Source organism: Nocardioides panzhihuensis, from assembly GCF_013408335.1.
In the GTDB taxonomy this organism is placed as follows: domain Bacteria; phylum Actinomycetota; class Actinomycetes; order Propionibacteriales; family Nocardioidaceae; genus Nocardioides; species Nocardioides panzhihuensis.
In genome coordinates this window covers 1,911,849-1,933,636 of sequence record NZ_JACBZR010000001.1, presented here as the reverse complement: position 1 = coordinate 1,933,636, position 21,788 = coordinate 1,911,849, and the positions used below count along the sequence as shown (strand labels likewise).

Annotated in this window: 28 protein-coding genes; 10 read left to right on the top strand and 18 right to left on the bottom strand. The window is 69.9% G+C overall.

Features of this window, described 5'->3' with window-relative positions:
* The 6 genes from BJ988_RS09145 to BJ988_RS09120 form a co-directional block, all read right to left on the bottom strand.
* Entirely contained in the window at positions 1–1,044 is a 1,044-nt protein-coding gene (locus tag BJ988_RS09145) for a MerR family transcriptional regulator (RefSeq protein ID WP_179657705.1), read from the bottom strand.
* Between the two features lie 244 nt (positions 1,045–1,288).
* A complete protein-coding gene (locus tag BJ988_RS09140; protein WP_179657704.1) occupies positions 1,289–2,062 on the bottom strand; it encodes a TrmH family RNA methyltransferase in 774 nt (257 codons plus the stop codon).
* 5 nt (positions 2,063–2,067) lie between these two features.
* Positions 2,068–2,451, bottom strand: a complete 384-nt coding sequence (rplT, locus tag BJ988_RS09135) for a 50S ribosomal protein L20 (protein ID WP_179657703.1) — start codon at positions 2,449–2,451, stop codon at positions 2,068–2,070.
* Positions 2,452–2,498: 47 nt separating this feature from the next.
* On the bottom strand, positions 2,499–2,711 hold the full coding sequence (locus BJ988_RS09130) for a large ribosomal subunit protein bL35 (RefSeq protein ID WP_179657702.1): 213 nt from the start codon (positions 2,709–2,711) through the stop codon (positions 2,499–2,501).
* Positions 2,712–2,786: 75 nt separating this feature from the next.
* A complete protein-coding gene (gene infC, locus BJ988_RS09125; RefSeq protein WP_343051542.1) occupies positions 2,787–3,530 on the bottom strand; it encodes a translation initiation factor IF-3 in 744 nt (247 codons plus the stop codon).
* Between the two features lie 308 nt (positions 3,531–3,838).
* Entirely contained in the window at positions 3,839–4,333 is a 495-nt protein-coding gene (locus BJ988_RS09120) for an SseB family protein (RefSeq protein WP_246321447.1), read from the bottom strand.
* Between the two features lie 88 nt (positions 4,334–4,421).
* On the opposite strand from BJ988_RS09120, the gene BJ988_RS09115 reads away from it, so the two are divergent.
* The 5 genes from BJ988_RS09115 to BJ988_RS09095 are packed head-to-tail and all read left to right on the top strand — an operon-like array spanning position 4,422 to position 8,496.
* Complete coding sequence (locus BJ988_RS09115; protein WP_179657699.1) at positions 4,422–4,886, top strand: hypothetical protein; 465 nt, start codon at positions 4,422–4,424, stop codon at positions 4,884–4,886.
* Position 4,887: 1 nt separating this feature from the next.
* On the top strand, positions 4,888–5,427 hold the full coding sequence (locus tag BJ988_RS09110) for a nucleoside/nucleotide kinase family protein (protein WP_246321446.1): 540 nt from the start codon (positions 4,888–4,890) through the stop codon (positions 5,425–5,427).
* Between the two features lie 48 nt (positions 5,428–5,475).
* Positions 5,476–6,381 carry an aldose epimerase family protein gene (locus BJ988_RS09105; protein ID WP_179657698.1) on the top strand — a complete coding sequence of 302 codons (906 nt, stop codon included), beginning with the start codon at positions 5,476–5,478 and terminating at the stop codon, positions 6,379–6,381.
* A complete protein-coding gene (locus BJ988_RS09100; protein WP_179657697.1) occupies positions 6,378–7,016 on the top strand; it encodes an ABC transporter ATP-binding protein in 639 nt (212 codons plus the stop codon). Before BJ988_RS09105 ends, BJ988_RS09100 begins: the two co-directional genes overlap by 4 nt.
* 7 nt (positions 7,017–7,023) lie before the next feature.
* Positions 7,024–8,496 (top strand): DUF6297 family protein, encoded by a 1,473-nt coding sequence (locus BJ988_RS09095; RefSeq protein ID WP_179657696.1) that lies wholly within the window; start codon positions 7,024–7,026, stop codon positions 8,494–8,496.
* 4 nt (positions 8,497–8,500) lie between these two features.
* Here the strand turns inward: BJ988_RS09095 and BJ988_RS09090 are convergent, their stop codons facing one another.
* The 4 genes from BJ988_RS09090 to BJ988_RS09075 all read right to left on the bottom strand — a co-directional run bounded on the left by BJ988_RS09090 (position 8,501) and on the right by BJ988_RS09075 (position 11,508).
* Positions 8,501–9,730, bottom strand: a complete 1,230-nt coding sequence (locus tag BJ988_RS09090; protein ID WP_343051541.1) for an SGNH/GDSL hydrolase family protein — start codon at positions 9,728–9,730, stop codon at positions 8,501–8,503.
* Between the two features lie 98 nt (positions 9,731–9,828).
* A complete protein-coding gene (locus tag BJ988_RS09085) occupies positions 9,829–10,311 on the bottom strand; it encodes a PH domain-containing protein (protein WP_179657695.1) in 483 nt (160 codons plus the stop codon).
* On the bottom strand, positions 10,295–11,179 hold the full coding sequence (gene hisG / locus BJ988_RS09080) for an ATP phosphoribosyltransferase (protein ID WP_179657694.1): 885 nt from the start codon (positions 11,177–11,179) through the stop codon (positions 10,295–10,297). Before hisG ends, BJ988_RS09085 begins: the two co-directional genes overlap by 17 nt.
* Before the next feature lie 8 nt (positions 11,180–11,187).
* Positions 11,188–11,508, bottom strand: a complete 321-nt coding sequence (locus BJ988_RS09075) for a phosphoribosyl-ATP diphosphatase (protein ID WP_218860697.1) — start codon at positions 11,506–11,508, stop codon at positions 11,188–11,190.
* 50 nt (positions 11,509–11,558) lie between these two features.
* On the opposite strand from BJ988_RS09075, the gene BJ988_RS09070 reads away from it, so the two are divergent.
* Positions 11,559–11,813 carry a helix-turn-helix domain-containing protein gene (locus BJ988_RS09070; protein WP_160023855.1) on the top strand — a complete coding sequence of 85 codons (255 nt, stop codon included), beginning with the start codon at positions 11,559–11,561 and terminating at the stop codon, positions 11,811–11,813.
* Positions 11,810–12,430 carry a hypothetical protein gene (locus BJ988_RS09065; RefSeq protein ID WP_179657693.1) on the top strand — a complete coding sequence of 207 codons (621 nt, stop codon included), beginning with the start codon at positions 11,810–11,812 and terminating at the stop codon, positions 12,428–12,430. The genes BJ988_RS09070 and BJ988_RS09065 overlap by 4 nt, the downstream gene beginning before the upstream one ends.
* A gap of 37 nt (positions 12,431–12,467) precedes the next feature.
* Here the strand turns inward: BJ988_RS09065 and BJ988_RS09060 are convergent, their stop codons facing one another.
* The 4 genes from BJ988_RS09060 to BJ988_RS09045 form a co-directional block, all read right to left on the bottom strand.
* Positions 12,468–13,016 (bottom strand): gamma carbonic anhydrase family protein, encoded by a 549-nt coding sequence (locus BJ988_RS09060; protein ID WP_179657692.1) that lies wholly within the window; start codon positions 13,014–13,016, stop codon positions 12,468–12,470.
* A gap of 24 nt (positions 13,017–13,040) precedes the next feature.
* The gene (locus tag BJ988_RS09055; protein WP_179657691.1) at positions 13,041–14,075 is read right to left on the bottom strand and encodes a cation diffusion facilitator family transporter; all 1,035 of its coding nucleotides are present in this window, start codon (positions 14,073–14,075) and stop codon (positions 13,041–13,043) included.
* Positions 14,072–14,428: an ArsR/SmtB family transcription factor gene (locus BJ988_RS09050; protein WP_179657690.1), complete on the bottom strand. Its 357-nt coding sequence runs from the start codon at positions 14,426–14,428 to the stop codon at positions 14,072–14,074. The genes BJ988_RS09055 and BJ988_RS09050 overlap by 4 nt, the downstream gene beginning before the upstream one ends.
* A 100-nt stretch (positions 14,429–14,528) precedes the next feature.
* Positions 14,529–15,770 carry an HNH endonuclease signature motif containing protein gene (locus tag BJ988_RS09045; protein WP_179657689.1) on the bottom strand — a complete coding sequence of 414 codons (1,242 nt, stop codon included), beginning with the start codon at positions 15,768–15,770 and terminating at the stop codon, positions 14,529–14,531.
* A 499-nt stretch (positions 15,771–16,269) separates the two neighbouring features.
* On the opposite strand from BJ988_RS09045, the gene BJ988_RS09040 reads away from it, so the two are divergent.
* From BJ988_RS09040 to BJ988_RS09030, 3 genes are read left to right on the top strand one after another with little or no spacing between them, the layout of a single operon-like run.
* A complete protein-coding gene (locus tag BJ988_RS09040; RefSeq protein ID WP_179657688.1) occupies positions 16,270–16,875 on the top strand; it encodes a class I SAM-dependent methyltransferase in 606 nt (201 codons plus the stop codon).
* Between the two features lie 50 nt (positions 16,876–16,925).
* Entirely contained in the window at positions 16,926–17,447 is a 522-nt protein-coding gene (locus BJ988_RS09035; protein ID WP_179657687.1) for a VOC family protein, read from the top strand.
* Between the two features lie 16 nt (positions 17,448–17,463).
* The gene (locus BJ988_RS09030; protein WP_218860696.1) at positions 17,464–18,267 is read left to right on the top strand and encodes a TipAS antibiotic-recognition domain-containing protein; all 804 of its coding nucleotides are present in this window, start codon (positions 17,464–17,466) and stop codon (positions 18,265–18,267) included.
* A 23-nt stretch (positions 18,268–18,290) separates the two neighbouring features.
* Here the strand turns inward: BJ988_RS09030 and ribH are convergent, their stop codons facing one another.
* The 4 genes from ribH to ribD all read right to left on the bottom strand — a co-directional run bounded on the left by ribH (position 18,291) and on the right by ribD (position 21,766).
* Complete coding sequence (ribH, locus tag BJ988_RS09025; protein ID WP_179657685.1) at positions 18,291–18,773, bottom strand: 6,7-dimethyl-8-ribityllumazine synthase; 483 nt, start codon at positions 18,771–18,773, stop codon at positions 18,291–18,293.
* Positions 18,774–18,849: 76 nt separating this feature from the next.
* Positions 18,850–20,097, bottom strand: a complete 1,248-nt coding sequence (locus BJ988_RS09020) for a bifunctional 3,4-dihydroxy-2-butanone-4-phosphate synthase/GTP cyclohydrolase II (protein WP_179657684.1) — start codon at positions 20,095–20,097, stop codon at positions 18,850–18,852.
* On the bottom strand, positions 20,094–20,690 hold the full coding sequence (locus tag BJ988_RS09015) for a riboflavin synthase (protein ID WP_179657683.1): 597 nt from the start codon (positions 20,688–20,690) through the stop codon (positions 20,094–20,096). Before BJ988_RS09015 ends, BJ988_RS09020 begins: the two co-directional genes overlap by 4 nt.
* Positions 20,690–21,766 carry a bifunctional diaminohydroxyphosphoribosylaminopyrimidine deaminase/5-amino-6-(5-phosphoribosylamino)uracil reductase RibD gene (gene ribD / locus BJ988_RS09010; protein ID WP_425490918.1) on the bottom strand — a complete coding sequence of 359 codons (1,077 nt, stop codon included), beginning with the start codon at positions 21,764–21,766 and terminating at the stop codon, positions 20,690–20,692. Before ribD ends, BJ988_RS09015 begins: the two co-directional genes overlap by 1 nt.
* Positions 21,767–21,788: the final 22 nt, after the last annotated feature.

The window sequence follows — 21,788 nt, the reverse complement described above, 5'->3', positions numbered from 1 at the left end:
TCAGCCGGCGGGGTCGTGGCGCACAGGCATGACCAACGCGGTGAAACCGGGCTGGTACGGCGAGGTGAGCACCATCGGCCGGTCGGGCGCGGTCACCGCCAGCTGCACCTCCTCCCCCAGGGACGCAACCAGCGCGCGCCCGAACAGGGCCGTGCCGAGCCGGAGCCGGATCGGCGGGCCGGTCACCACGCCGCGTACGTCGATCTGCTCGGCAGTGCTCGGCGAGCGAAGACGTGTCTGCTCGCCGAGGAAGAGGTCGACCTCGGCGTAGGCGGCCGCATCGAGGCCGGCGAGCAGGTCGGCCTTGGTGAGGACTGCGCGGGTGGAGGCAGGCTCGAGCCCGCCGAGCACGAGCCGGTGGGCCGGGTAGGTGGTGTCGCGACCCAGCTCCTGTCCGACGAGCGTCAGGGTGCCGTCGGCGATGTGGAGCTCGGCCGTGGTGATCGCGTCGAGCCGGTCGGCCAGTGCCACGGCATCGGGCAGGGCCAGCACCGCTCGACCACCGTCGCCTTCCGCAGCTGCTGGCAGTGATCGAACCGCCATCCAGTAGCGGTTGGTGGCCACCACGTCGACGCCGGCGCCCCCGACGTCGACAAGGACCGAGGCGAGCTCGGAGGCCGGATCGGACTCGGCTGCGTGCCGCACCTGACGGATCGCCGCTGCCAGCACGGGACCGGGGAGCTCGACGAGCGCCGGCCTAGCGGCAGGCCCGGCGTCGACGGCGGCCAGGACGCCGCGTACGGCCTCCTCGGCCCGCGCCGTGCGTGCACTCTGGTCCTCGAGGAACTCCGCCAGTGCGGCCCTGGCCTCACCAGTCGGCGAGTCGAGGACCACCCGCATCGTCTCGATCGGGACTCCCGCCTCGCGCATGCCGACGATCAGCCGAGCCCGGTCGGCGAGCTCGGGCGTGTAGTAGCGATAGCCCGTCCCGGTGTCGACCTCCGCCGGCACCAGCAACCCGCACTCGTCGTAGTGACGCAGCGCGCTCGCGGTCAGGCCCACGGCCCGTGCGAACGCCCCGATCGTCAACAGTGGCTCATCCATGCCTGCAACCATCGTCCTTCACGCGAGTTGAAGGTCAAGCCCCGCCGAAGCGTCACGTACGTCGGCCGAGACGTCACGCACGTCGGCCGAGACGTCACGTACGTCGGCCGAGACGTCACCGAAGTGCCCACTCGGCCGACGCGAGCGACGCCTCGGCCAGTGAGAGTGACGCTTCGGCCGACGGGAGTGACGCCTCGGCGTGCCGGAGAGGGCGGGATGCTCACCGAGTCACCTCGGTGAGCATTCACCGGCGCTGAGCCCGCGCCGAGGCGTAGAGACAGAGCGCGGCAGCGGTGGAGAGGTTGAGCGACTCGGCCTTGCCGAAGATCGGGATGCTCACGATCTCGTCGGCCTCGGCGGCGAGCTCGGCCGGGATACCCCAGGCCTCGTTGCCCATCAGCCAGGCAGTGGGTCGGGCGAGGAGCTCGTCGGCGGTGAAGAGATCGGCCGTGCCGTGCATGTCGGCGGCCAGGACGGTCAGGCCCGCGGCCTTGGCGGCCTTGACCGCCGCCAGTGGGTCGCGCTCGATGGCGACCGGGAGGTGGAACGCGGAGCCGACCGAGGCTCGGATGGTCTTGGGGTTGTAGAGGTCGACCGAGTCGCCCGCGAGGATGACCCCGGAGGCACCGGCCGCGTCGGCGCACCGGATGACGGTGCCGGCGTTGCCGGGGTCGCGTACGTCGGCACAGACCACCACGAGCGGGCCGGAGATGTCGGCGAGCGGAACGTCCAGGAAACGGCACAGTGCCACCACCCCGGCCGGGGTGACCGAGTCGGAGAGCCCCGCCATCGCTCGGTCATCGACGAGCGTGACCGGCTGGTCGGCCAGTACCGAGGCGTACGCCTCGGCTCCGGCTTCGGTCGCGAAGATCTCCTGCACACAGCCCGGGACACCGAGCGCACCCTCGACCGCCTTCGGGCCGTCGGCAACGAAGAGCCGCCGCTCGGTGCGTACCGAGCGGCGGCTCAACTTGCGAGCCTCTTTGACGCGGGCGTTCGCCGCAGACAGAGGCGTCATATGACTCAGGCGTTCGCCGGGGCGTTGACGTCCTCAGGCAGCGCAGCCTTGGCCTGGGCGACGATCGCGTTGAACGCGGCCACGTCGTTGACGGCGAGGTCGGCGAGGATCTTGCGGTCGACCTCGATGCCGGCCAGGTGGAGACCCTGGATGAAGCGGTTGTAGGTCATGCCCTCCGCACGCGCAGCCGCGTTGATCCGCTGGATCCACAGCTTGCGGAAGTTGCCCTTGTTCTTGCGGCGGTCGTTGTAGGCGTAGACCAGGGAGTGAGTGACCTGCTCCTTCGCCTTGCGGTAGAGGCGCGAGCGCTGGCCACGGTAACCGGAGGCCCGCTCGAGGGTGGTGCGACGCTTCTTCGCAGCGTTCACTGCGCGCTTGACGCGTGCCATTTCAATGCTCCTTGAATGCTTTGGGGAAAGTTCGGGTGATCAGACGGTCAGCGACCGAGAAGCCTCTTCGCGCGCTTGACGTCGGCGGGAGCGAGCTCCACCAAGCCAGCGTTGCGACGGTGCTTCTTGCGCGAACCGGTCGTCGGCGCAGAGGCGAACGCAGCGCCGGACTTGCGGCCGGCCTGCAGGCGCTGGATCTTCCCGGAACCGGTCACCTTGAAGCGCTTCTTGGAACCGGAGTGGGTCTTGTTCTTCGGCATGTTCTTCTCTCTCTCGTCGTCCGGCCGGTCACGGGGCGCCGCGGCGGCGGAAGTCTCTTGCTGGGCCAGGGAGGCTCAGACGTCGATGTCGGGGTCGAGGTTCTCCGAGCGGCGCTTGGCCTTCGGGGCGGAGACCGGACGGGCAGCGTTCGCGGCCGTACGCTCCGCCTTCTCGGCGGCCTCGTCGGCGGCGCGCTCGGCGGCCTTCTCCTCCTTGGCCTCCTTGGCCTCGACCTTGGCGTCGGCCTTCTTCTTGTGCGGCCCGAGCACCATGATCATGTTGCGGCCGTCCTGCTTCGGCGAGGACTCGACGAAGCCCAGCTCCGCGACGTCGTCGGCCAGCTGCTGCAGCAGGCGGAAACCGAGCTCGGGACGGTGCTGCTCACGACCGCGGAACATGATCGTGATCTTGACCTTGTCCCCGGCGTTGAGGAACCGCACTACGTGACCCTTCTTGGTCTCGTAGTCGTGCTTGTCGATCTTCGGACGAAGCTTCATCTCCTTGATGATGACGTTCGTCTGGTTTCGACGGGTTTCACGGGCCTTCTGGGCGTTCTCGTACTTGAACTTCCCGTAGTCCATGAGCTTGCAGACCGGCGGCTTGCCCTGCGGGGCGATCTCGACCAGGTCGAGGTCGGCCTCCTGGGCCAGGCGCAGCGCGTCAGGGGTCGGCACGATGCCGACCGTCTCTCCGTTGGGACCAACGAGGCGGACCTCGGGAACCCGGATCCGATCGTTGATACGAAGCTCAGTGCTGATGTGTCCTCCAGTTGTTGTGGCTGCGGAGGCTCTGGATCTCGGTCTCCGGGCCGCGTGCACGGGCGGTCCGGAAATCAAAAAAGGCTTCCGCTTGATTGTCACAAGCGGAAGCCAGTCAGGACGCTCACCCGAGCAGGGCTCGCACCACCGAATCCTCTGACCCATCAGTTTCCTGGGACATCTTCTTCGGGACCGGACCCGACGACCTTTGTTGCTTGCGGTCGATGCGGGTGGGAGAACGCTTTCGTGATCTCCGCTTGTTGGATCAGAACGACGGCGTACGTCGGTCTGATCGGTCAACACGGAACATTACTGCAACATTCCGCACCGGACCAATCCCCGGAGCGCTCCGGGCGTCGGTCAGCCCCTCAGGGGCGCACCCAGGCCGTACGCTGCCCGACCATCGCCAGCTGCCAGCCCTCGGCCACCTTGCGCAGGTCGTCCCCCTCGATCGCGAACGGGACCGGCCCGGCGAGATCGAGCACGAGGGCATCAGCCCCGTCGTGGACAGCGGCCTGGGCGGCGTCGCGCAACCCGACCGGCACCGGCCGCGCATCGGCCTGCCACGCCCGCAGCGGCGCCAGGCCGGTGAACCCGAGCAGCGCCTGTCGCCCGTCGGCCCCGGTGAGCAGCACGGTGGCCATGTCGGAGGTCTTGTCGTGGGCCAGACCGGCCTCGTCGACCTCGACCTCGCCCAGCACGGCGACGACGGGCACCAGGACGCGGGCAGCGGCCAAGGTGGTGAGCACGTCGGCATGCGTGGCCTGACCCGCGGCGTACGACCTCAGCACGGCCTCGACCTCGGAGCTGGTCTCTCCGGTGTCACCGGGGAACGCGGTGCCGAGGAGTCGCTTCTCGTTCATCGCCCCCATTGAACCGCAGAGGAACATCAGGGCCGACATCAGGGACAGTCCGGGTGTCAGACGACCAGGAGAGTGGAAGACTGCAGGTATGGACCAAGGCGCCTACCTCGCACTAGCTGCCGCGCTCACCATTCTGGGCGCGATCTGGACCTGGGTCGCGCTCCGACGGCGTGGCCTCGGAGCCGGCGTGAAGGCGCTGGGGTGGACGCTGCTCGCCCCGGCGGCCTATCTGACCGGCCTCCTGCGCGCCGGCGGCAGGATCGTGGACGCGATCGCCGACTGGGCCGCGCGCCTGGTCTTCAGCCCGACGGTCTGGATCGGGTTCGGCATCGCCGCGCTCGCGATCCTGCTCATCTTCCTCGCCCGCTTCCTGCCCACCAAGGAGAAGCCGAGCCGTGCGGCTCGGAAGGGGACGGCCGGTGCCGCACCCGCCGGATCGGCCGGCCCGGCCCCGGTCGCCGCTCCGAGGACGGCCAAGAGCCCGGTGGTCGACGAGGACGACGACGACTTGGCCGACGTCAACGACATCTTGAAGAAATACGGCATCTCCTGAGTTGACCGACTCCCCCTCCGCCGATCTGCTGATGATCGCGATGAGCCGCCCGGCCACCCTCGGCCCGGGCCGGCTGATCTGCGTCGACGGCCCCGCCGGCTCCGGGAAGACGACGCTGGCCACCGCCCTGGCCGACATGACGCAGGCGCCGGTGGTCCACATGGACGACCTGTACGCCGGCTGGGAGGGTCTCGCCGAGGGCATCGCCCAGCTCGAGACGATCCTGCTCCCCCTCGTCGAGGGTGCCCCGGGCTCCTACCGCCGTTACGACTGGCACGCACGCGAGCTCGCCGAGACCGTGCTGGTCCCACCGAGCCCGCTGCTCGTCATCGAGGGCGTCGGCAGCGGCGCCGCCGCATACGACGGCTTCCGCACCGCCCTCGCCTGGGTCGACGCGCCCGAGGACGAGCGACGGCGACGCGGCATCGACCGCGACGGCGACACCTTCGCGCCCCACTGGGAAGCCTGGGCGGCGGCCGAGACCGAACACTTCGCCCGCGACCAGACCGCCGCCCGCGCCGACATCATCGTGGCGACCTAGCCCGGCCCGTCGACCGGGACGGCTCCGGCCCCTGGATAGCCTGTGTACGTGCTTAGACCGAGTGGAGAGCAGTTCACGATCGACGGCGGGGGCTACACCGCGACGGTGACGGAGAGTGGTGGCGCGCTGCGGCTGCTGTCCTACGAGGGGCGGGAGCTGGTCGCCGGTTTCGGCGACGACGAGCAGTCCAGCGGTGGCAAGGGACAGCTGCTGGCGCCGTGGCCCAACCGGATCCGCGACGGCCGCTACGAGTTCGCCGGGAAGAGCTACCAGCTCGGGCTCACCGAGGCCTCGCGCAACAACGCCTCCCACGGGCTGGTGCGGTGGGCGCAGTGGCTGCCCATCGAGGAGTCCAAGAGCTCGGTCACCCTCGCGACCCGGCTGATGGCGCAGAGCGGCTACCCCTGGACGCTCGACCTGGAGGTGACGTACGCGATCGGGCCCGACGGCCTCACGGTGACCCAGTCCGCGACCAACCACGCCGACTCCCCTGCGCCGTACGCCTCCGGTGCCCACCCGTATCTCGCCGTCGGCGCCGGCCCGGTCGACGCCTGGACCCTCACCCTCCCGGCCCGCACCCGCGTGCTGTCGGATCCCGAGCGCAAGCTGCCCACGGCGAGCGAGGCGACAGCGTCGACGGCCTACGACTTCACCTCCGCCAAGACCATCGGCGACGTCGTGCTCGACCACGCCTTCACCGATCTCGACCGCGACGATGACGGGCGGGCAAGGGTCACCATCCAAGGACCGGACGGTGGCGTCGAGCTCTGGGTCGACGAGCGCCACCCGTGGCTGATGGTCTACAGCGCCGACGACCAGTCACCCGCGCGAGGCAGCCTCGCGGTCGAGCCGATGACCGCTCCCCCGGACGCTTTCAACTCGGGCACCGACCTGATCGAGCTCGCTCCCGACGAGCGTCTCGAGGTCTCCTGGGGCATCACCGCGCTCCGATGACCTTGCTGAAAGTCTCCGGGCTCAGCAGGACCTACGGGGAGAACGCGGTCCTCGACGGGATCGACCTCGTCCTCGAGCCCGGTCAGGCGATCGCGCTCACCGGCGCGAACGGGTCGGGCAAGTCGACCCTGCTGCGGTGCGTCGCCGGTGCCGATCAGCCGACGGCCGGCGAGGTCCTGCTCGATGACGAGTCCTACGACGAGCGGTCCGCGCGGGTCCGCCGCGACGTCGCTACGCTCCTCGACGACCTGGATCTCTTCCCCGACCTCGCGGTGGTCGAGCACCTCGACCTCGTCGCGCACGCCCATCGGGTCGAGGATCCGACGGGCACCGTCGACCGTGTGCTCGACGAGGTGGGCCTGACCGGCCAGGCGAGCCAGCTGCCCGGATCGCTCTCCTCGGGGCAGCGCCAGCGGCTCGGCCTCGCCTCGATGCTGGTGCGGCCGCGTCGGCTCCTCCTGCTCGACGAGCCCGAGCAGCGGCTCGACGCCGACGGCGCGCTCTGGCTCGCCGGGCTGCTCGCGCGCGAGAAGGAGGCTGGGGTCGGGATCCTGTTCGCCAGCCATCAGCCGGCGCTCATCGAGGCCGTGGCCGACGAGGTCGTCCGCCTCGGCTCCCCGGCCAGCGCCGAATGATCACCGAATGAGCACCCACCGGGGCGTGGACGCCAGCACCCTCCCGCCGACACCCGCCGAGATCCGCGGGCTGATCCGATCCTGGCGTCGCGGGCGGGTCACGGCGCCGTGGGGAGAGATCCTCTACCAGGCGTACCTCGCTCTGCTCACGGTCCTCATCTTCGGCTCGGGGCTGGTGAGCGCGGTCGTCAACGCCGGGCAGGCTGTCGCCGTCTGCGCGAGCGAGACCTGCGTCGGCACGCGCACCGCGGGGCCGGTGCTCGTCGTCTTGATCTGGCTGGCGCTGGGCGCCGCGGTGCTGCGGCTCCTGGGGCCGCTCATGTCGTCTCCGGCGACCTCGGCGATGGTGCTCTCGACGCCGGTGGACCGCGGCCGGTGGCTGTGGCGGCAGTACTGGGCGATGGTGCTTCTCGCTGCTGCGACCGCGGCGGTCCCGGCGGCCCTCGCCGCCGTCACGGCCGGGTGGGCGCTGACGACCGTCGGCGCCCTGGCGCTCGCCGCCGCGGCGCTCGGGTCGATGACGTACGCAGGCGGCGCCGTCGCCCAGTCCCGAACCCGTTCGGCCTGGCGGATGATCGGTCCGATCGCCGCGCTCGCTGCCCTCGCCGCTCTGGCCGGGGTGGCAGCCGGGATCACGAGCGGGTTCGCGCCACCCGCCAGCGCGTGGTGGTGGCTGGCGCCCGCCGCGCTGACGCCTCTCGCGGGCTCGGTGGCTGCGCTCGGCCACCGTCGTCTCGGGCGCCTACGGCGCCGCGAGCTGACCCGCGGGCACGGGTTGGCCAACGGCCTCTCCGGTGCGCTCGCCGGCCTCGACACCGCTCTGGCCTACGATGTCGTCCTGCAGCACACCAGCAGGCAGCGCGCTGTCGTCCGGTCCCGCCGTCCGTGGGGACCGCGGGGGCCGCTCGCACTGGTCACCGCTGATCTCATCAGGCTGCGCCGGGCACCAGTGCGCGTGCTGGTCCTGGCGGCAGCGGTCGTGCCGGCGTACGCGCTCGCCGAGGCCGGGGCCGGTGCCCTGATGGTGCCGGTGATGGTGGTGCTCGGGTTCTGGGCGGCCGTCCCGCTCGGTGCCGGCCTGCGGGTGCTGTCCCGCTCGGGCGGCCTGGTCCGGCTGCTGGGCGCCCGGTCCTGGCAGCTGAGGGCCGGCGCGCTCGTGGTGCCGATGGCGCTGCTGCTCGCGTACGGCCTGGGCTCTCTGTGGGCGCTCCCGCACCCGCTCCTGGCACCCGCTGTCGGACTCGGCGCGCTGGCGGCGCTGACCCGGTGGCTGGCCGCGCCACCTCCGGACTACGCCTCGGCGATGGTCTCGACCCCGATGGGCGCCATGCCGGTCACGCTGTTCACCAATGCCGTCCGCGGCTTCGACATCGCCGGGCTGGTCAGCATCCCGGCATTGTTCGCCCCCAACGCGGCCGGCGCCACCATCTCGCTGGCACTGTCGGCGATCACGCTCTGCGTGCTCGTCGGGCGGCGCTGACCGCTCAGCGGTCGCAGTCCAGCAACGACAGGTCGACCGCCTCTGCCATCGCCGCATAGCCGGCGTCGCCGGGGTGGAGATGGTCCCCGGAGTCGTACGCGGGAAGGAACCGTGCCGGCCGAGCCGGGTCACGGGTGGCGGCGTCGAAGTCGGCGACACCGTCGAACTCACCGGAGGTCCTGATCCAGTCGTTGACCGCGGCCCGGATCCGGTCGCGCGCGGGGGTGTAGCGGCTGCCACCCTCGTACGGCGTCAGGGTCGCGCCCACGACGCAGACGTCCTCCGCGTGCGCCTGCGCGATCAGGTCGCGGTAGGCGACGATCAGGTCGGAGGCCTCGTCGGCCTGGTCCCAGCGGATGTCGTTGATGCCCGCCAGCACCACGACCGTGGCGACCCCGGGCTGCTCGAGCACATCTCGGCGGAAGCGGTCCAGAGCACGCTCCCCGCCGGAGCTGTCGGCCAGGACGCGGTTGGCGGAGATACCCTCGTTCATCACCCCGAACCGGCCGGCGAACCGGCTCGTCGCCACCCGGTCGGCCAGCACGTCGGGGTAGCGCCGGTTGGCTCCGACCGTGGAGCCGTTGCCGTCGGTGATCGAGTCGCCGAAGAGCACCGCGGTCCTGACCCGGCGGGGCTTCTCGACGACGACGCTCTCGACCCAGTACCAGCTGGAGATCTGCGTCGTGAACGACGTGCCCGACTCCTGGCCGGCCACGTCGTCGCCGGCCGTCCCGGAGACGTAGGAGGTCTGCGTGGCCACGTCGTGCCCGGTGATCGGGCCGCTCTCGCCGACGACGTGGAAGCTCACCGCGAGGGTCGTATCGGCCGGCACCGTCGCGTCGACCGGGTCGCTGAGCACCTCGGTGCCCGGGGCGACGGTGACCTCGTCGGCGCCCCCGAAGGTCACCGGCCGGTTCGTGCCGGGCACCACCGCGGCCCCGTCCCCGGCCAGACCGAGGTGTGCCGAGGCGAAGGTCACCGGGCGGTCGCCGAACACGTTGGAGAGGGTGATGCGTACGCCGGAGCCACCCAGCGAGTTGTGCACCAGGTTGCGCACCGACCGGTCCACCAGACCGACGGTGCCGACCGCACCGCCCACCATGTCGGCCGAGGCACCCCAGGTGCCGACGGGGTGCACCGGCGCGGCCTCGGCCGGAGCCAGCGTTGCGAGTGCGATGACGGCGCCCAGGGTGAGGCCAGGAGCAGCGAGGCGAGTCCACGACGTAGAGGTCACGGAAAGCACGCTAGGCCAGCCGTCGCCGCAGGTCAGCCGTTCTGGTCAGGATTGGGTGAAGCGTCGTGCGCGGTTCGCCGACCGGTCATCTCCGCCGATCAGGAGAGCTCGTCGACCAGCGTCCGCAGTGTACGCACGGCTTTCTTCGACGAGCCGCCGTCGGAGGCCTGGATCCCGTGGACGGAGATGTTGTGACCGGAGGCCAGATCGATGTTGGGCCACGGCGCACCTCGGGGGAAGTTGATCGCGAGGATCTCGGCCCACTCCAGATCACGACGCTTGTAGCCGTTGACGACGGTGAGGCCGCCCTCATGGGCGACCACTCGCGACCGGGTCAGCGCGTGCACACAGACGACGATCCCGAGCCCCACAGCCCCGAAGGTCAGTCGCTCGAACATGGTGACCTGGGCCTTGATCTCGGGCGTGAAGCCGACCCAGACCAGCGTGCACATCACTCCGAGCGCGGCGACGAGGAACCAGGCCATCACGCGGACACCGAGCGGACGCCAGGTGTGCGGAAGTGTCACCGGCAGGGCCGTCCGGTCAGGGTCAGGCTCGGCAGGGTCAGATCCGGCAGGCATTGATCTCCGTCAGCAGAATGGCTCGGGCACCCACGGCGTAGAGGTCGTCCATCAGCTTCTGCGACCCCGCCCGCGGCACCATCGCGCGGACGGCGACCCACCCCTCGCGGTGCAGCGGGCTGACCGTCGGTCCCTCGAGACCGGGGGTCATCGCGGAGGCCTCGGCGAGGAACTCGGCACGGATGTCGTAGTCCATCATCACGTAGCTGCGCGCGATCAGGACGCCGTCCAGACGGCGCTTGAACGTCTCGTACTCCGCCGGCAGCTGCGCGCCCGACCGGGTGATCACCACGGCCTCGGAGCGCATGATCGGCTCGCCGAAGATCTCCAGGCCGGCCTGCCGCATCGTCGAGCCGGTCTCGACCACGTCGGCGATGGCGTCGGCGACGCCGAGCTGGATGGAGGTCTCCACGGCGCCGTCGAGGCGGGTCACGCTGGCATCGATCCCCTCGCGCTCGAGGAAGTCGGAGACGACCCCGACGTACGAGGTCGCGATCCGCTTGCCGCGGAGCTCCTCGACCGAGGTGAAGGCGCCGGCGCGGCCGGCGAAGTGGAACCGGGACCGGCCGAAGCCGAGCCCGATGACCTCGTCGGCCTTGGCGCCGGAGTCCAGGAGCAGGTCACGGCCGGTGATGCCGATGTCGAGGGTGCCCTCGCCGACGTAGAGCGCGATGTCGCGCGGACGCAGGTAGAAGAACTCGACGCCGTTCTCGTCGTCGATGAGGGTCAGACGCTTGCTGTCGTCGCGCTGGCGATAGCCCGCCTCGCGCAGCAGCTCGGAGGCGGAGGTGGACAGCGAGCCCTTGTTGGGCACCGCGATCCGCAGCGGGCGGGTCGCTTCCTGCGGACTGGGGCTTTCGGAGTTCATGGAGTTCCTCAGAGGTGTGAGTAGACGTCGTCGATCGAGATTCCGCTGGCGAGCATGAGCACCTGGGCGTGGTAGAGCAGCTGGGAGATCTCCTCCGCGGTTGCTTCCTTGCCCTCGTACTCGGCCGCCATCCAGGACTCGGCGGCCTCCTCGACCAGCTTCTTCCCGATCGCATGGACCCCGGCGTCGAGCTGCGCCACGGTGCCGGATCCTTCAGGTCGGGTCCGGGCCTTCTCGCTCAGCTCGGCCCAGAGCTCGTCGAACGTCTTCACAAGCGTCAAGCCTAGGCCGTACGCTGCCCCGCTCCCGAATCGTCTCACCGAATCCATAGCAGGCCTGCTATGCACAGCCATAGCAGAACTGCGATAGCTTCGATATCATGAGCACCGACGACGAGGACACCGCGTTCTACGTCGGGATCGCCGCCCAGGTCACCGAGCACCGGGTCGCGCGGGGCCTGTCCCAGCGCGAGCTCGCCGAGCTCTGCGGCACGACCCAGTCGGCGATCGCGCGGCTGGAGTCCGGGTCCCGTCCGCCCAAGATCGACACCCTCCTCCGGGTGGCCGCCGCTCTCGACTGCCGCCTCGAGGTCGGCTTCCACCCCCGCACCAGAGCCCACAGGAGCACGCCATGAAGACCCCGATCGCCGCCGACGAGGTCGAGTCGACCCGCACCGAGCGGTTCCTGGCGGTCGCCCTGACCGCCTTCCTGCTCGTCGGCACCGTGTGGTTCTACATCAAGGTCGCCGGCTGGTGGCCGCGCCACATGGAGTGGGACAAGTGCAACGACGGCGTGATGCCGTGCGAGATCCCCGGCCACGAGGCGATCCAGATCGGGATCCGCCTCGGCTTCATCATCCTGCTCTGCCTGGTCGGCTTCTGGGTCCTCTACCGGCTGCGCCGCAGCGGCTCCCGGTTCCTCCCGCTCGGCTTCGCGCTCGCCGCGACCGGGGTGATCATGGCCTTGGTCTTCGCCTTCCACTACACCTTCGAGTACGCCGACTTCGGCCCGCTCATCCTGTCGCTGTTCGGCGCGGTGGCGACCGTCGGTGTCTTCGTCGCCGTCCAGCGACTCCTCGCCAAGCGGATCCCCGCTATGCGCGTACGCAAGGGCGACTGCCCCTACTGCGGCTACCCGGTCCGCGGCAAGCACTGCGAGGGCTGCGGCCGCGAGACCATCGCCCCGTGCTCGGCCTGCGAGGCCGACCGTCGGGTCGGCTCGCTCCACTGCGTGGCCTGCGGCGCGGCGTAACCCTCAACCTCGACAACCCTCAACCTCAACTTCAGGGTCAGGGTTGAATCGGGCGTACGGTTGCGCGGTGCAGCTTCATACTGTGCTCTTTCATGAGGGCCACGTAGCCCGGCGCGTTGAGCTCCAGGATCGCCGCGGGGTTGGTGCCGGGCTCGATGGTGCCGCGCACCTTGGCCGGCACACCCATCACCAGGCTGTGGTCGGGCACCTCGGTCCCCTCGACCACCATCGCGCCGGCGGCGATCAGGCAGCCGTCGCCGATGACCACGCCGTCGGAGACGACCGCCCCGTTGCCGATCAGCGACCCGGCCCCGATCCGGTCCCCATGCACCACGCAACCATGCGCGATCGTGCTGTGCGGCCCGAGCTCGAGGGAGGAGCCGGGACGTACGTGCAGCACCGAGTTGTCCTGCACGTTGGAGCCCTCGCCGATGATGATCGGCCCGATGTCGGCGCGCAGCACGGCGCCGTACCAGACGCTGGCCTCCGGCCCGAGGCGTACGTCACCGATCAACGTCGCCGTCGGCGCCACCCAGGCGTCGGGGTGGATCTGCGGACTCTTACCGTCGAATTCGAAGATGTTCATCAGGCCAGAGCCTAGAGGCAGCCGTCAGTGCGTTCCTTCGGGGCTGACGTGCAGGACGACGCTGGTGAGCCGGGGCAGCGCCTCCAGAAGGTGCTCCTCGGCATGATGGGCGATGTCATGACCCGCGGAGACACGGAGGTCCGAGGGCACGACGATGTCGCCGTCGGCATGGAGGGTGTGCCCGATCCAGCGCAGCCTCAGGCTGCGGACCTCGAGGACGCCTTCCACGGTGCTCACCGCCGCCCTCGCCCTGCGTACGTCCTCGGGGGTGACCGCGTCCATCAACCGCGCGCCGACCTGCTTGAGCGCGGAGCGCAGCACACCGAGGATCGCGACCGCGATCAGCAGCCCGACCAGCGGGTCGGCCCAAGGCAGCCCGGCCGCGACCCCGACAGCGCCCAAGACGACGGCCAGCGAGGTGAAACCGTCCGTACGAGCGTGGAGCCCGTCCGCGACCAGGGCCGCCGAGCCGATCTGTCGCCCCACCCGGATCCGGTAGCGCGCGACGAGCTCGTTGCCACAGAACCCGACCACGCCGGCCGCGGCGACCGCCCAGGCGTGCTCGACCTCGCGCGGATGGAAGAGCCGGTCGATGGCCTCCCAGCCGGCCAAGATGCTGGACAGCGCGATCATGGCGACGACGAAGAGACCGGCGAGATCCTCGGCCCGACCGTACCCATAGGTGAAGCGGTCGTTCGCCGGACGCCGGGCAAGCCAGAACGCCACGAGCAACGGCACCGCCGTCAGCGCGTCCGCGACATTGTGGAGCGTGTCGCCCAGCAGAGCCACCGACCCGGTCAGAGCCACGACGACCGCCTGGACTGCGGCCGTCAGGGCGAGGACACCAAGGCTGATCCACAACGCCCGCCGGCCACGCACGTCGGCCTCGAGCGCTTCGTCGACCTGGTCCGCCGCATCATGGGAGTGCGTCCCGAACACGTCCGAGACCGCATGCCGGACCCTGGCCCACCGGCCTATGTGCGCATGGTCGTGGCGGTGATGGTCGTGGCTGTGGCCGTGGGCATGGTCGCGTGAGTGATCGTGCAGCGTATGGGTCATGCCGGCTCCTCGGCGGACCGATGATGCGCCGGGACCTGGTCCAAGAGATGCTCGACGTGACCGATCGTGTCGAGGACCAGCTGGCGCACATGTCCGTTCTCGACCCGATAGAGCACCGAGGTCCCCTCCTTGCGGGTCGTCACCAGACGCGCCATCCGCATCTTCGCCAGATGCTGCGAGACCCCCGGCACCGGCTTGTCCAAGATGCCGGCAAGCTCCGAGACCGACCGCTCCTCGTCCAGCAACAGCCCCGCCACCTGAAGGCGAGTGGGATCAGCCAGCATCCTCAGCACCTCGACAGCGAGGGTGACGACATCGTCTCCCCAGACCGGAGGTTGCGTATTTGCATGCATGCGCAAATTCTAGGCGGTTCGGCATGCCAGCACTACCCGCTTCCACGAAGCGGGCACGAGACAGACGCAACCACTCTGCGCCTCGGCGCGATCGGTGGGCCTATCTGCGTCTGGCGAAGCGGATGTCGCCGTTGGGCAGGCGTTCGTGAACGTACGCCGCGTCATGTGCGCGGTGGTGGTGATGGGAACAGAGCAGGGCGGCATTCTCGAGATCTGTTTGGCCTCCTTGTGCCCAGGCGAGCCAGTGGTGGGCTTCGGCCCAGGTGCCGGGGATATCGCAGCCCTCGGCCTCACAGGTCGCAGACCTGAGCAGGAGAGCTCGGCGTTGAGCTGCGGTGAAGAAGCGTTCCTTGCGGCCGAGGTCGAGAACCTCGGAGGCACCGCCGAGCACGGCGGGGATGATGTTCGCGGTGCAGGCCAGGCGGCGGGCTTCGGCTGCGGTGATCGGGCTGCCGCCCACGATCTGGCCGATGCCGGCGTCGGTGCGGAGCTGGTCGAGGTCGATGGTCACGATCACCGTGGTCGCGTCCCCGCCATGGATGGGCAGCCTTGCCGGGTCCAAGGTCTCGAGCATCTGGCAGAACGCTCGTCCGAGCCTGCGGCCATAGGGCAGGTATTCGCCTGTGTCGGTGCGGGTGCCGTCATCGCGCCGCGGCGAGGCGAAGGCCTCCAGATTGGTGGCCAGCCGGTCCGCAACTGCATCCGGGATGACCGCGGAGATGCGGGTGGTTCCGTCCCCGAGCCGGCGCATGGCTAGGCGGGTCTTCTTGCGGGCGTGGGCTTCCTCGGCCGCGAGGCGTTTGGCTTCTTCGGCCTCGGCGATCTCGGGGGCGATGAGGTCGAGGATGCGGCGTCCGAGGCGGCGGAGTCGGGTGGGGTCGAACTGGGTCGCGTACCCGACCAGGGCCTCTTCGGCCCGGTCCTTGACCTCGGGGTCAAGGCCGGCAGGCAGTTCGTCGAGCGCCGCGACGATCACCTCTGCTTGGGAGAGGTTGCAGTCCCCGGCGCGCATCGCGGCCGCGACCCGGCCATAGGTCCGGTCCAGTGCGGCCGCGAGCCGTAGGTCGGCTCGCAGGGCCTCGGGGCGTTGGTGGGTGTGGTGATGCAGCCACGCGGCCACATCACGAGCCGCGCTGTCCGCCGCCACATCATCAACAGTCGCCATCACCCGCAGCTCGAGCTCCGCCAACTGGGCTTTGGCCCGGGCGATCTCGATCAGAGTGGCGGCCTTCTGATCGGTCGCCATGAACGACGGATTCGCATCGGCGACCTGGTCCAGGGAGGCGGTGATCGCGACCACGGCCTCCAGCACAGGATGCTGCGGCTGTTGCAGTGCGGTCATCACGATCACCTCCCGACGTACGAACTCAAAGGATCTGCACACGCAGATCCGGCTTTGGTTCGCTGGTCCCGGAGGCCCGTCAAACACGGGCTATTACTTACCCTCGCAGCTCAGCGCTCACGCCCCTGGATCCCCTGGAATACCCCGCACCCGTTGTCTCCCGGGCGGAGAGGCACGCCTCTGTCGAGGTGGTCGGCCTTCACGTTCACGCCTACCCCCACCATAACATATTATGTGATCGGAAGCACGCGAAACCTGGAAGAAAAAAGGTCGAGAACCCGATCAGGGACAGGTATCCCAACCCAAACTCGAACCGCTGCTGGAAGCCCGCAAGACAGGTAAATGGCACCCGCCCAGACACCCTGCTTCTAAATCTCCCAACCCAGACAACGTATTGGCCCCACCCGTGCTGGAACCAGACACGAGACCAAACGGACACACATCCACCCCTCCCATACGAAGGCGGCCAGCGAGCGAAAAACCCATTACCCTCACCCCGATGCCCACCAACAACATCGCCGCCGCCTACAACAGCCGAGCAGCTGAATACATCGACCTCTTCGGAACAATCGACAAGCTCGCCGAACAAGATCGCGACACGATCACCACCTGGCGTGACACCACGACCGGCCGCCTCCTGGACGCCGGCTGCGGCCCCGGCCACTGGAGCCAAGAGCTCACCACCCAAGGCGTACGCGAAGTAGTCGGCCTGGATGCCTCCGCCGAGTTCGTCACATCAGCACAAGAGCGCTTCGGGGCCATCGCCTTCCAACAGGCCGACCTCGCCGCGATCCCGCTGGAGGACCGGTCGGTCGGCGGCATCCTGGCGTGGTACTCGATCATCCACACCCCTCCCGCCGAACTCCCCGCCATCCTGAGCGAGTTCGCCCGCGTCCTCTCCCCCGGCGGGTCGGCGCTGATCGGCTACTTCGACGGCGAGCCTGGCGAGGCGTTCGACCACGCCGTGCACACCGCCTACTACTGGTCGGCAAAAGCGCTCGAAGACCTGCTCGCCGAGCACGGTTTCGTCGTCGAGCGCACGTCGACAAGGCAGGATCAGGGCGTACGCCGGCCGGGCGACCTGGTCGCGAGACTCATCGCCTGATCGCCGGTCGGCTTGACCCTCACGCGGCGTGAGGCTGAACGATTCCTCCCATGAGCGACTACTACGACGCATTCGAGGTCAGCCCCGTGCCGAAGCCGGGACGCGACGCGGTGGCCCCAGACCCGTTTCGCGGGATCTACGGGATGCCTCAGTTCCTGACGGTGCCGTGCACCGACCTGGCGGCCTCGACGGACTTCTGGATTCGTGGGCTCGGGTTCATCGAGCTGTTCAGCGTCCCTGGACAGGTGGTGCACCTGCGCCGCTGGATGTTCCAGGACGTCCTGCTCGTCCCCGCCGGGCCCGAGCTCACCGAGCCGACAGCGCCGCCGGTGACGAGTGTCAGCTTCTCCTGCGTGATGAGCCAGATCGAGGAGATCGCAGAGAGCTGCCGGGCGATCCTTCCCGACAACGTCGAAGGACCACGCGACACGTATTGGAACACCCGCGACATCGAGGTGATCACGCCCGAGCGCACCCGGGTGATCTTCACGGCCGCAAAGCAGTACGAGGCGACGAGCGAGGGAGCCCGCAACCTCGGCGCGATGGGCATCCCGGCACCGAGCGAGTCCTGAGGGCACAATGTCGTACGTGGCTGAGCGACCGCATGACACCGGCCTGACGGTCGGCGACACCGCCGCGCTGATCGGCGTGACCGTGCGGATGCTGCACCACTGGGACGAGATCGGCCTGGCCACACCATCGGCTCGTACGCCGGCGGGCTACCGTCTCTACACCGACGCCGACCTGCAGCGACTGAACCGGATCCTCGCCTACCGCGAGACCGGCCTCGGGCTGGATGCGATCCGCGGCGTACTCGACGATGCGGCCTCCGAGATCGGAGCCACCCTGCAGGAGCAGCGCGAACGGCTCGCCGCGCGGATCGCAGACCTGCAACGGCTCGAGGACCGGCTGGCCAGGATGGCCGAGGCTCACGAGCACGGGATCCCGCTTAGTCCCGACGAGCAGGAGACCACGTTCGGTCCCGGCTGGGATCCCGCCAGGAACGCCGAGGCTCGTGCCCGCTGGGGCGACTCACCTCAATGGGCACAGTTCGCAGAGCGTGCCGCCTTCCGCTCCAAGCAGGAGTGGGGCGACCTGAGCCAGGCGATGTCGACGCTCGAGCAGGATCTCGGTGTCGCGCTCGAGCGAGGCGTACGGCCCGGCAGCCCCGAGGCCAACGGGCTCGCCGAGCGTCACCGGGAGATCTTCAGCAACTTCTTCCCGATCAGCCGCCAGATGCAGGTCTGCCTCGGCCGGATGTTCGAGGCAGACCCCGGCTTCGCGGCCCACTACGACGGCATCCGTGACGGTCTGGCGAGCTGGTTCCGTCAGACCGTCGACGAAGCGGCGAGAGCCCACGGCATCGACCCCGCCCTGGCCACCTGGCGCTGACGGCACAGGTGGCCAGCCGGCGATCAGTAGTGGCGCACGCAGTCGCGCAGGGCGAGCGCGGTCTCCATAGCGGCCGCGGCGGCCTCGTAGCCCTTGTCCTCGCTGGATCCCTCCAGCCCGGCCCGGTCGAGCGCCTGCTCCTCGTTGTCGCAGGTCAGCAGCCCGAAACCGACCGGGATGATGTGGTCGATCGCGATCCGGTTCAGCCCGTCGGTGGCAGCCGAGCAGACGTAGTCGAAGTGCGGGGTGCCGCCGCGGATGACGACCCCGAGCGCGACGATGGCGTCGTAGCCGGACTTGGCCAGCGCCGCCGCGGCGACAGGGAGCTCGAAGGCGCCGGGCACCCGGACGACGGTCAGGCCGCCGACGGAGGCCTCCTCGAGTGCCCTCTCGGCGCCGTTCAGCAGGCCGGCCATGACCTCGTCGTGCCAGCGTGACGCCACGACGGCGACCCTCAGGTCGCTCGCGTCGACGACCTCAGGCTTAGGGGCACCTTTGCCACTCACGCCGCCACCTCCGTAGGGCAGTGCAAAGAATACGGACGCGACGGCGTGAAGCCCATTGTCGCTCGCTGGCGCTCGCTCATCGGTTCTCCTCAGACAGATCAGGCAGCGCGTGGCCCATCCGGTCACGCTTGGTCAGCAGGTAGGCGAGGTTGTGCTCGTTGGGCCGCGGAGTGAGCGGAACCCGCTCGGCGACCTCGACACCGTACGCCTCCAGATGACTCACTTTCTCAGGGTTGTTGGTCATCAGCTTCACCGAGTCGACCTTGAGGTCGCGCAGGATCTGCGACGCGGCGCCGTAGTGCCGCGCGTCGGCGGGCAGCCCGAGGTCGAGGTTGGCGTCGACGGTGTCCCGCCCGCCGTCCTGGAGCTGGTAGGCCTGCAGCTTGGCGAGCAGCCCGATCCCGCGGCCCTCGTGGCCGCGCAGGTAGACCACCACGCCGCGCCCGGCGTCCGCGATCCGCGCGAGCGCCTCCCGCAGCTGCGGCCCGCAGTCGCAGCGCCTCGACCCGAAGACGTCCCCGGTCAAGCACTCCGAGTGCACCCGGGCGAGCACGGGCTCGTTCCCGCCGATGTCACCGTGGACCAGCGCGACGTGCTCGACCTCGTCGTCGGTGGTGAGATAGCCGTACGCCGTGAACTCGCCGAACTCGGTGGGCAGCCGCGTCACCGCGCGACGCTCGACCAGCACCTCCGTACGCCGCCGGTAGGTGACCAGGTCGGCGATCGAGATCATCGCGAGACCGTGCTCGTCGGCGAACTCGCGCAGCTGCGGCGCGCGCTGCATCGTGCCGTCGTCGTTGACCAGCTCGACCAGCGCACCGGCCGGCTCCAGGCCGGCCAGCCGGGTCAGGTCGACGGCGGCCTCGGTGTGGCCCACCCGCACCAACACACCCCCGTCACGCGCGCGCAGCGGGAAGACGTGGCCAGGACGGGTCAGGTCACCGGCCACCGAGCCCGGCCCGGCGAGCAGGCGTGTGGTGAGCGCCCGGTCGGCCGCGGAGATACCGGTCGAGACGCCCTCGCGCGCGTCCACCGAGACGGCATACGCGGTCTGCTTCCGGTCCTCGTTGACACGAGTCATCGGGGGCAGGTCGAGAGCGTCGAGCCGCTCCCCCGGCAGCGCCACGCAGATCACACCGGAGGACCAGCGGATCGCGAAGGCCATCACCTCTGGGGTGGCCAGCTCGGCGGAGAAGATCAGGTCGCCCTCGTTCTCCCGGTCCTCGTCGTCGACGACCACGACCGGCTTCCCGGCCGCCAGGTCGGCGATCGCGTTCTCGACCGGATCCAGCCGGACCCCTGCGTACTGTTCTTCCTGCGTCATGACCGCACCCCTCCCAGAAGCTTCTCGACGTGCTTGGCGATGATGTCGGTCTCGAGGTTGACCTCGTCGCCGACGGCCCGGAACCCGAGCGACGTACGCGCCAGGGTCTCGGGGATGAGGCTGACCGTGAACGCGTCCTCGGTCACGGACACGACCGTGAGGCTGATCCCGTCCACCGCGATCGAGCCCTTCTCGACGACATAGCGCGCGAGCTCCGGATCGATGGAGATGGTGACGACCTCCCAGTGCTCGCTGGGCTCGCGGGAGACGACGCGTCCGACGCCGTCGACGTGGCCCTGGACGATGTGGCCGCCGAGCCGGGTGGACGGGGTGACGGCTCGCTCGAGGTTGACCTGGTCACCGACCTCGATCGCGTGCAGACTGGTGCGCTTGAGCGTCTCCAGCATCACGTCGGCGGTCCACTCCTTCTCTCCGAGCGTCGCGACGGTCAGGCAGCAGCCGTTCACCGCGATGGAGGCACCCAGCTCGGCGTCCGACAGCACCGTCTCGGCCGTGATGGTGAGGCGTACGGCGTCGCCCTGGTCCTCGATCCCGGCGACGGTGCCGAGCTCCTCAACAATCCCGGTGAACATCACTGCTCCCCTTTCTGTGGTTCCAACAAGCTGTGCGGTTCCAAGATGAAGCGCACGTTGGGCTCCTCGCCTTCGGCAGCGGGAGCGAGGACGTCGACCGAGCGCACTCGCGGCCGGTAGGCGTCCGAGATGGTGGTGATCCCGAGGTCGGCGACCGCCGAGCGGCCGGCGCCGAGCAGGAACGGGGCGACGTAGACGACGATCTCGTCGACCAGTCCCGCCTCCAGGAACGCCGCGGCCAGGGTCGGCCCGCCCTCGAGGAAGACATGGCGGCGCTCGCGCTGCCACAGCGTGGCCAGCGCCGAGCGCGGGTCGCGGGTGCGCAGATGCAGCGACGGCGCCTGGTCGTCGAAGATCCGGCGGTCCTCGGGAAGGTCGCGCTCCCCCATGACGACCCGCAGCGGCTGTACGCCGAGCGGCCGGTCCCCCGCGTCACGGACCGTCAGTGCGGGGTCGTCGACCGCGACCGTGTTCGTCCCGACCAGCATCGTGTCGCTCAGCGCCCGAAGCCTGTGGGTGTCGAGCCGCGCGGCGCGCGAGGAGACCCAGCGCGAGGTGCCGTCGGCTGCGGCGCTGCGGCCGTCGAGCGTGGTCGCGAACTTCCAGGTGACGTAGGGACGCTGCAGCTCCGCTGCCCGCGTCCAGACCAGGTTGAGCGCACGGGACTCTGGCGCGTAGAGGCCCTGCTCGACCTCGATGCCGGCCTGCTTCAGCGTCGCGGCGCCGCCCGCGGCGACCGGGTTGGGGTCGGACTGGGCGTAGACGACGCGGGCGACGCCGGCGTCGATCAGCGCCTGCGCGCACGGGCCGGTGCGGCCGGTGTGGTTGCACGGCTCGAGCGTCACGACAGCGGTCGCACCGCGCGCCGCGTCTCCGGCCCTGGCAAGAGCGTCGACCTCGGCGTGCGGGGTGCCGGGGCCACGATGGAACCCCTCGGCGACCGTCGACCCGTCAGGGCTCAGGAGTACGCAGCCCACCCGCGGGTTCGGATAGGTGGCCGGCCCCGGGGCGCCGATCGCAGCGGCCAGCTCCAGGGCGCGACGCATCGCCGCCGACTCCTGGTCACGCTGGTCCAAGCTCTTCATCTGATCCCCTCTG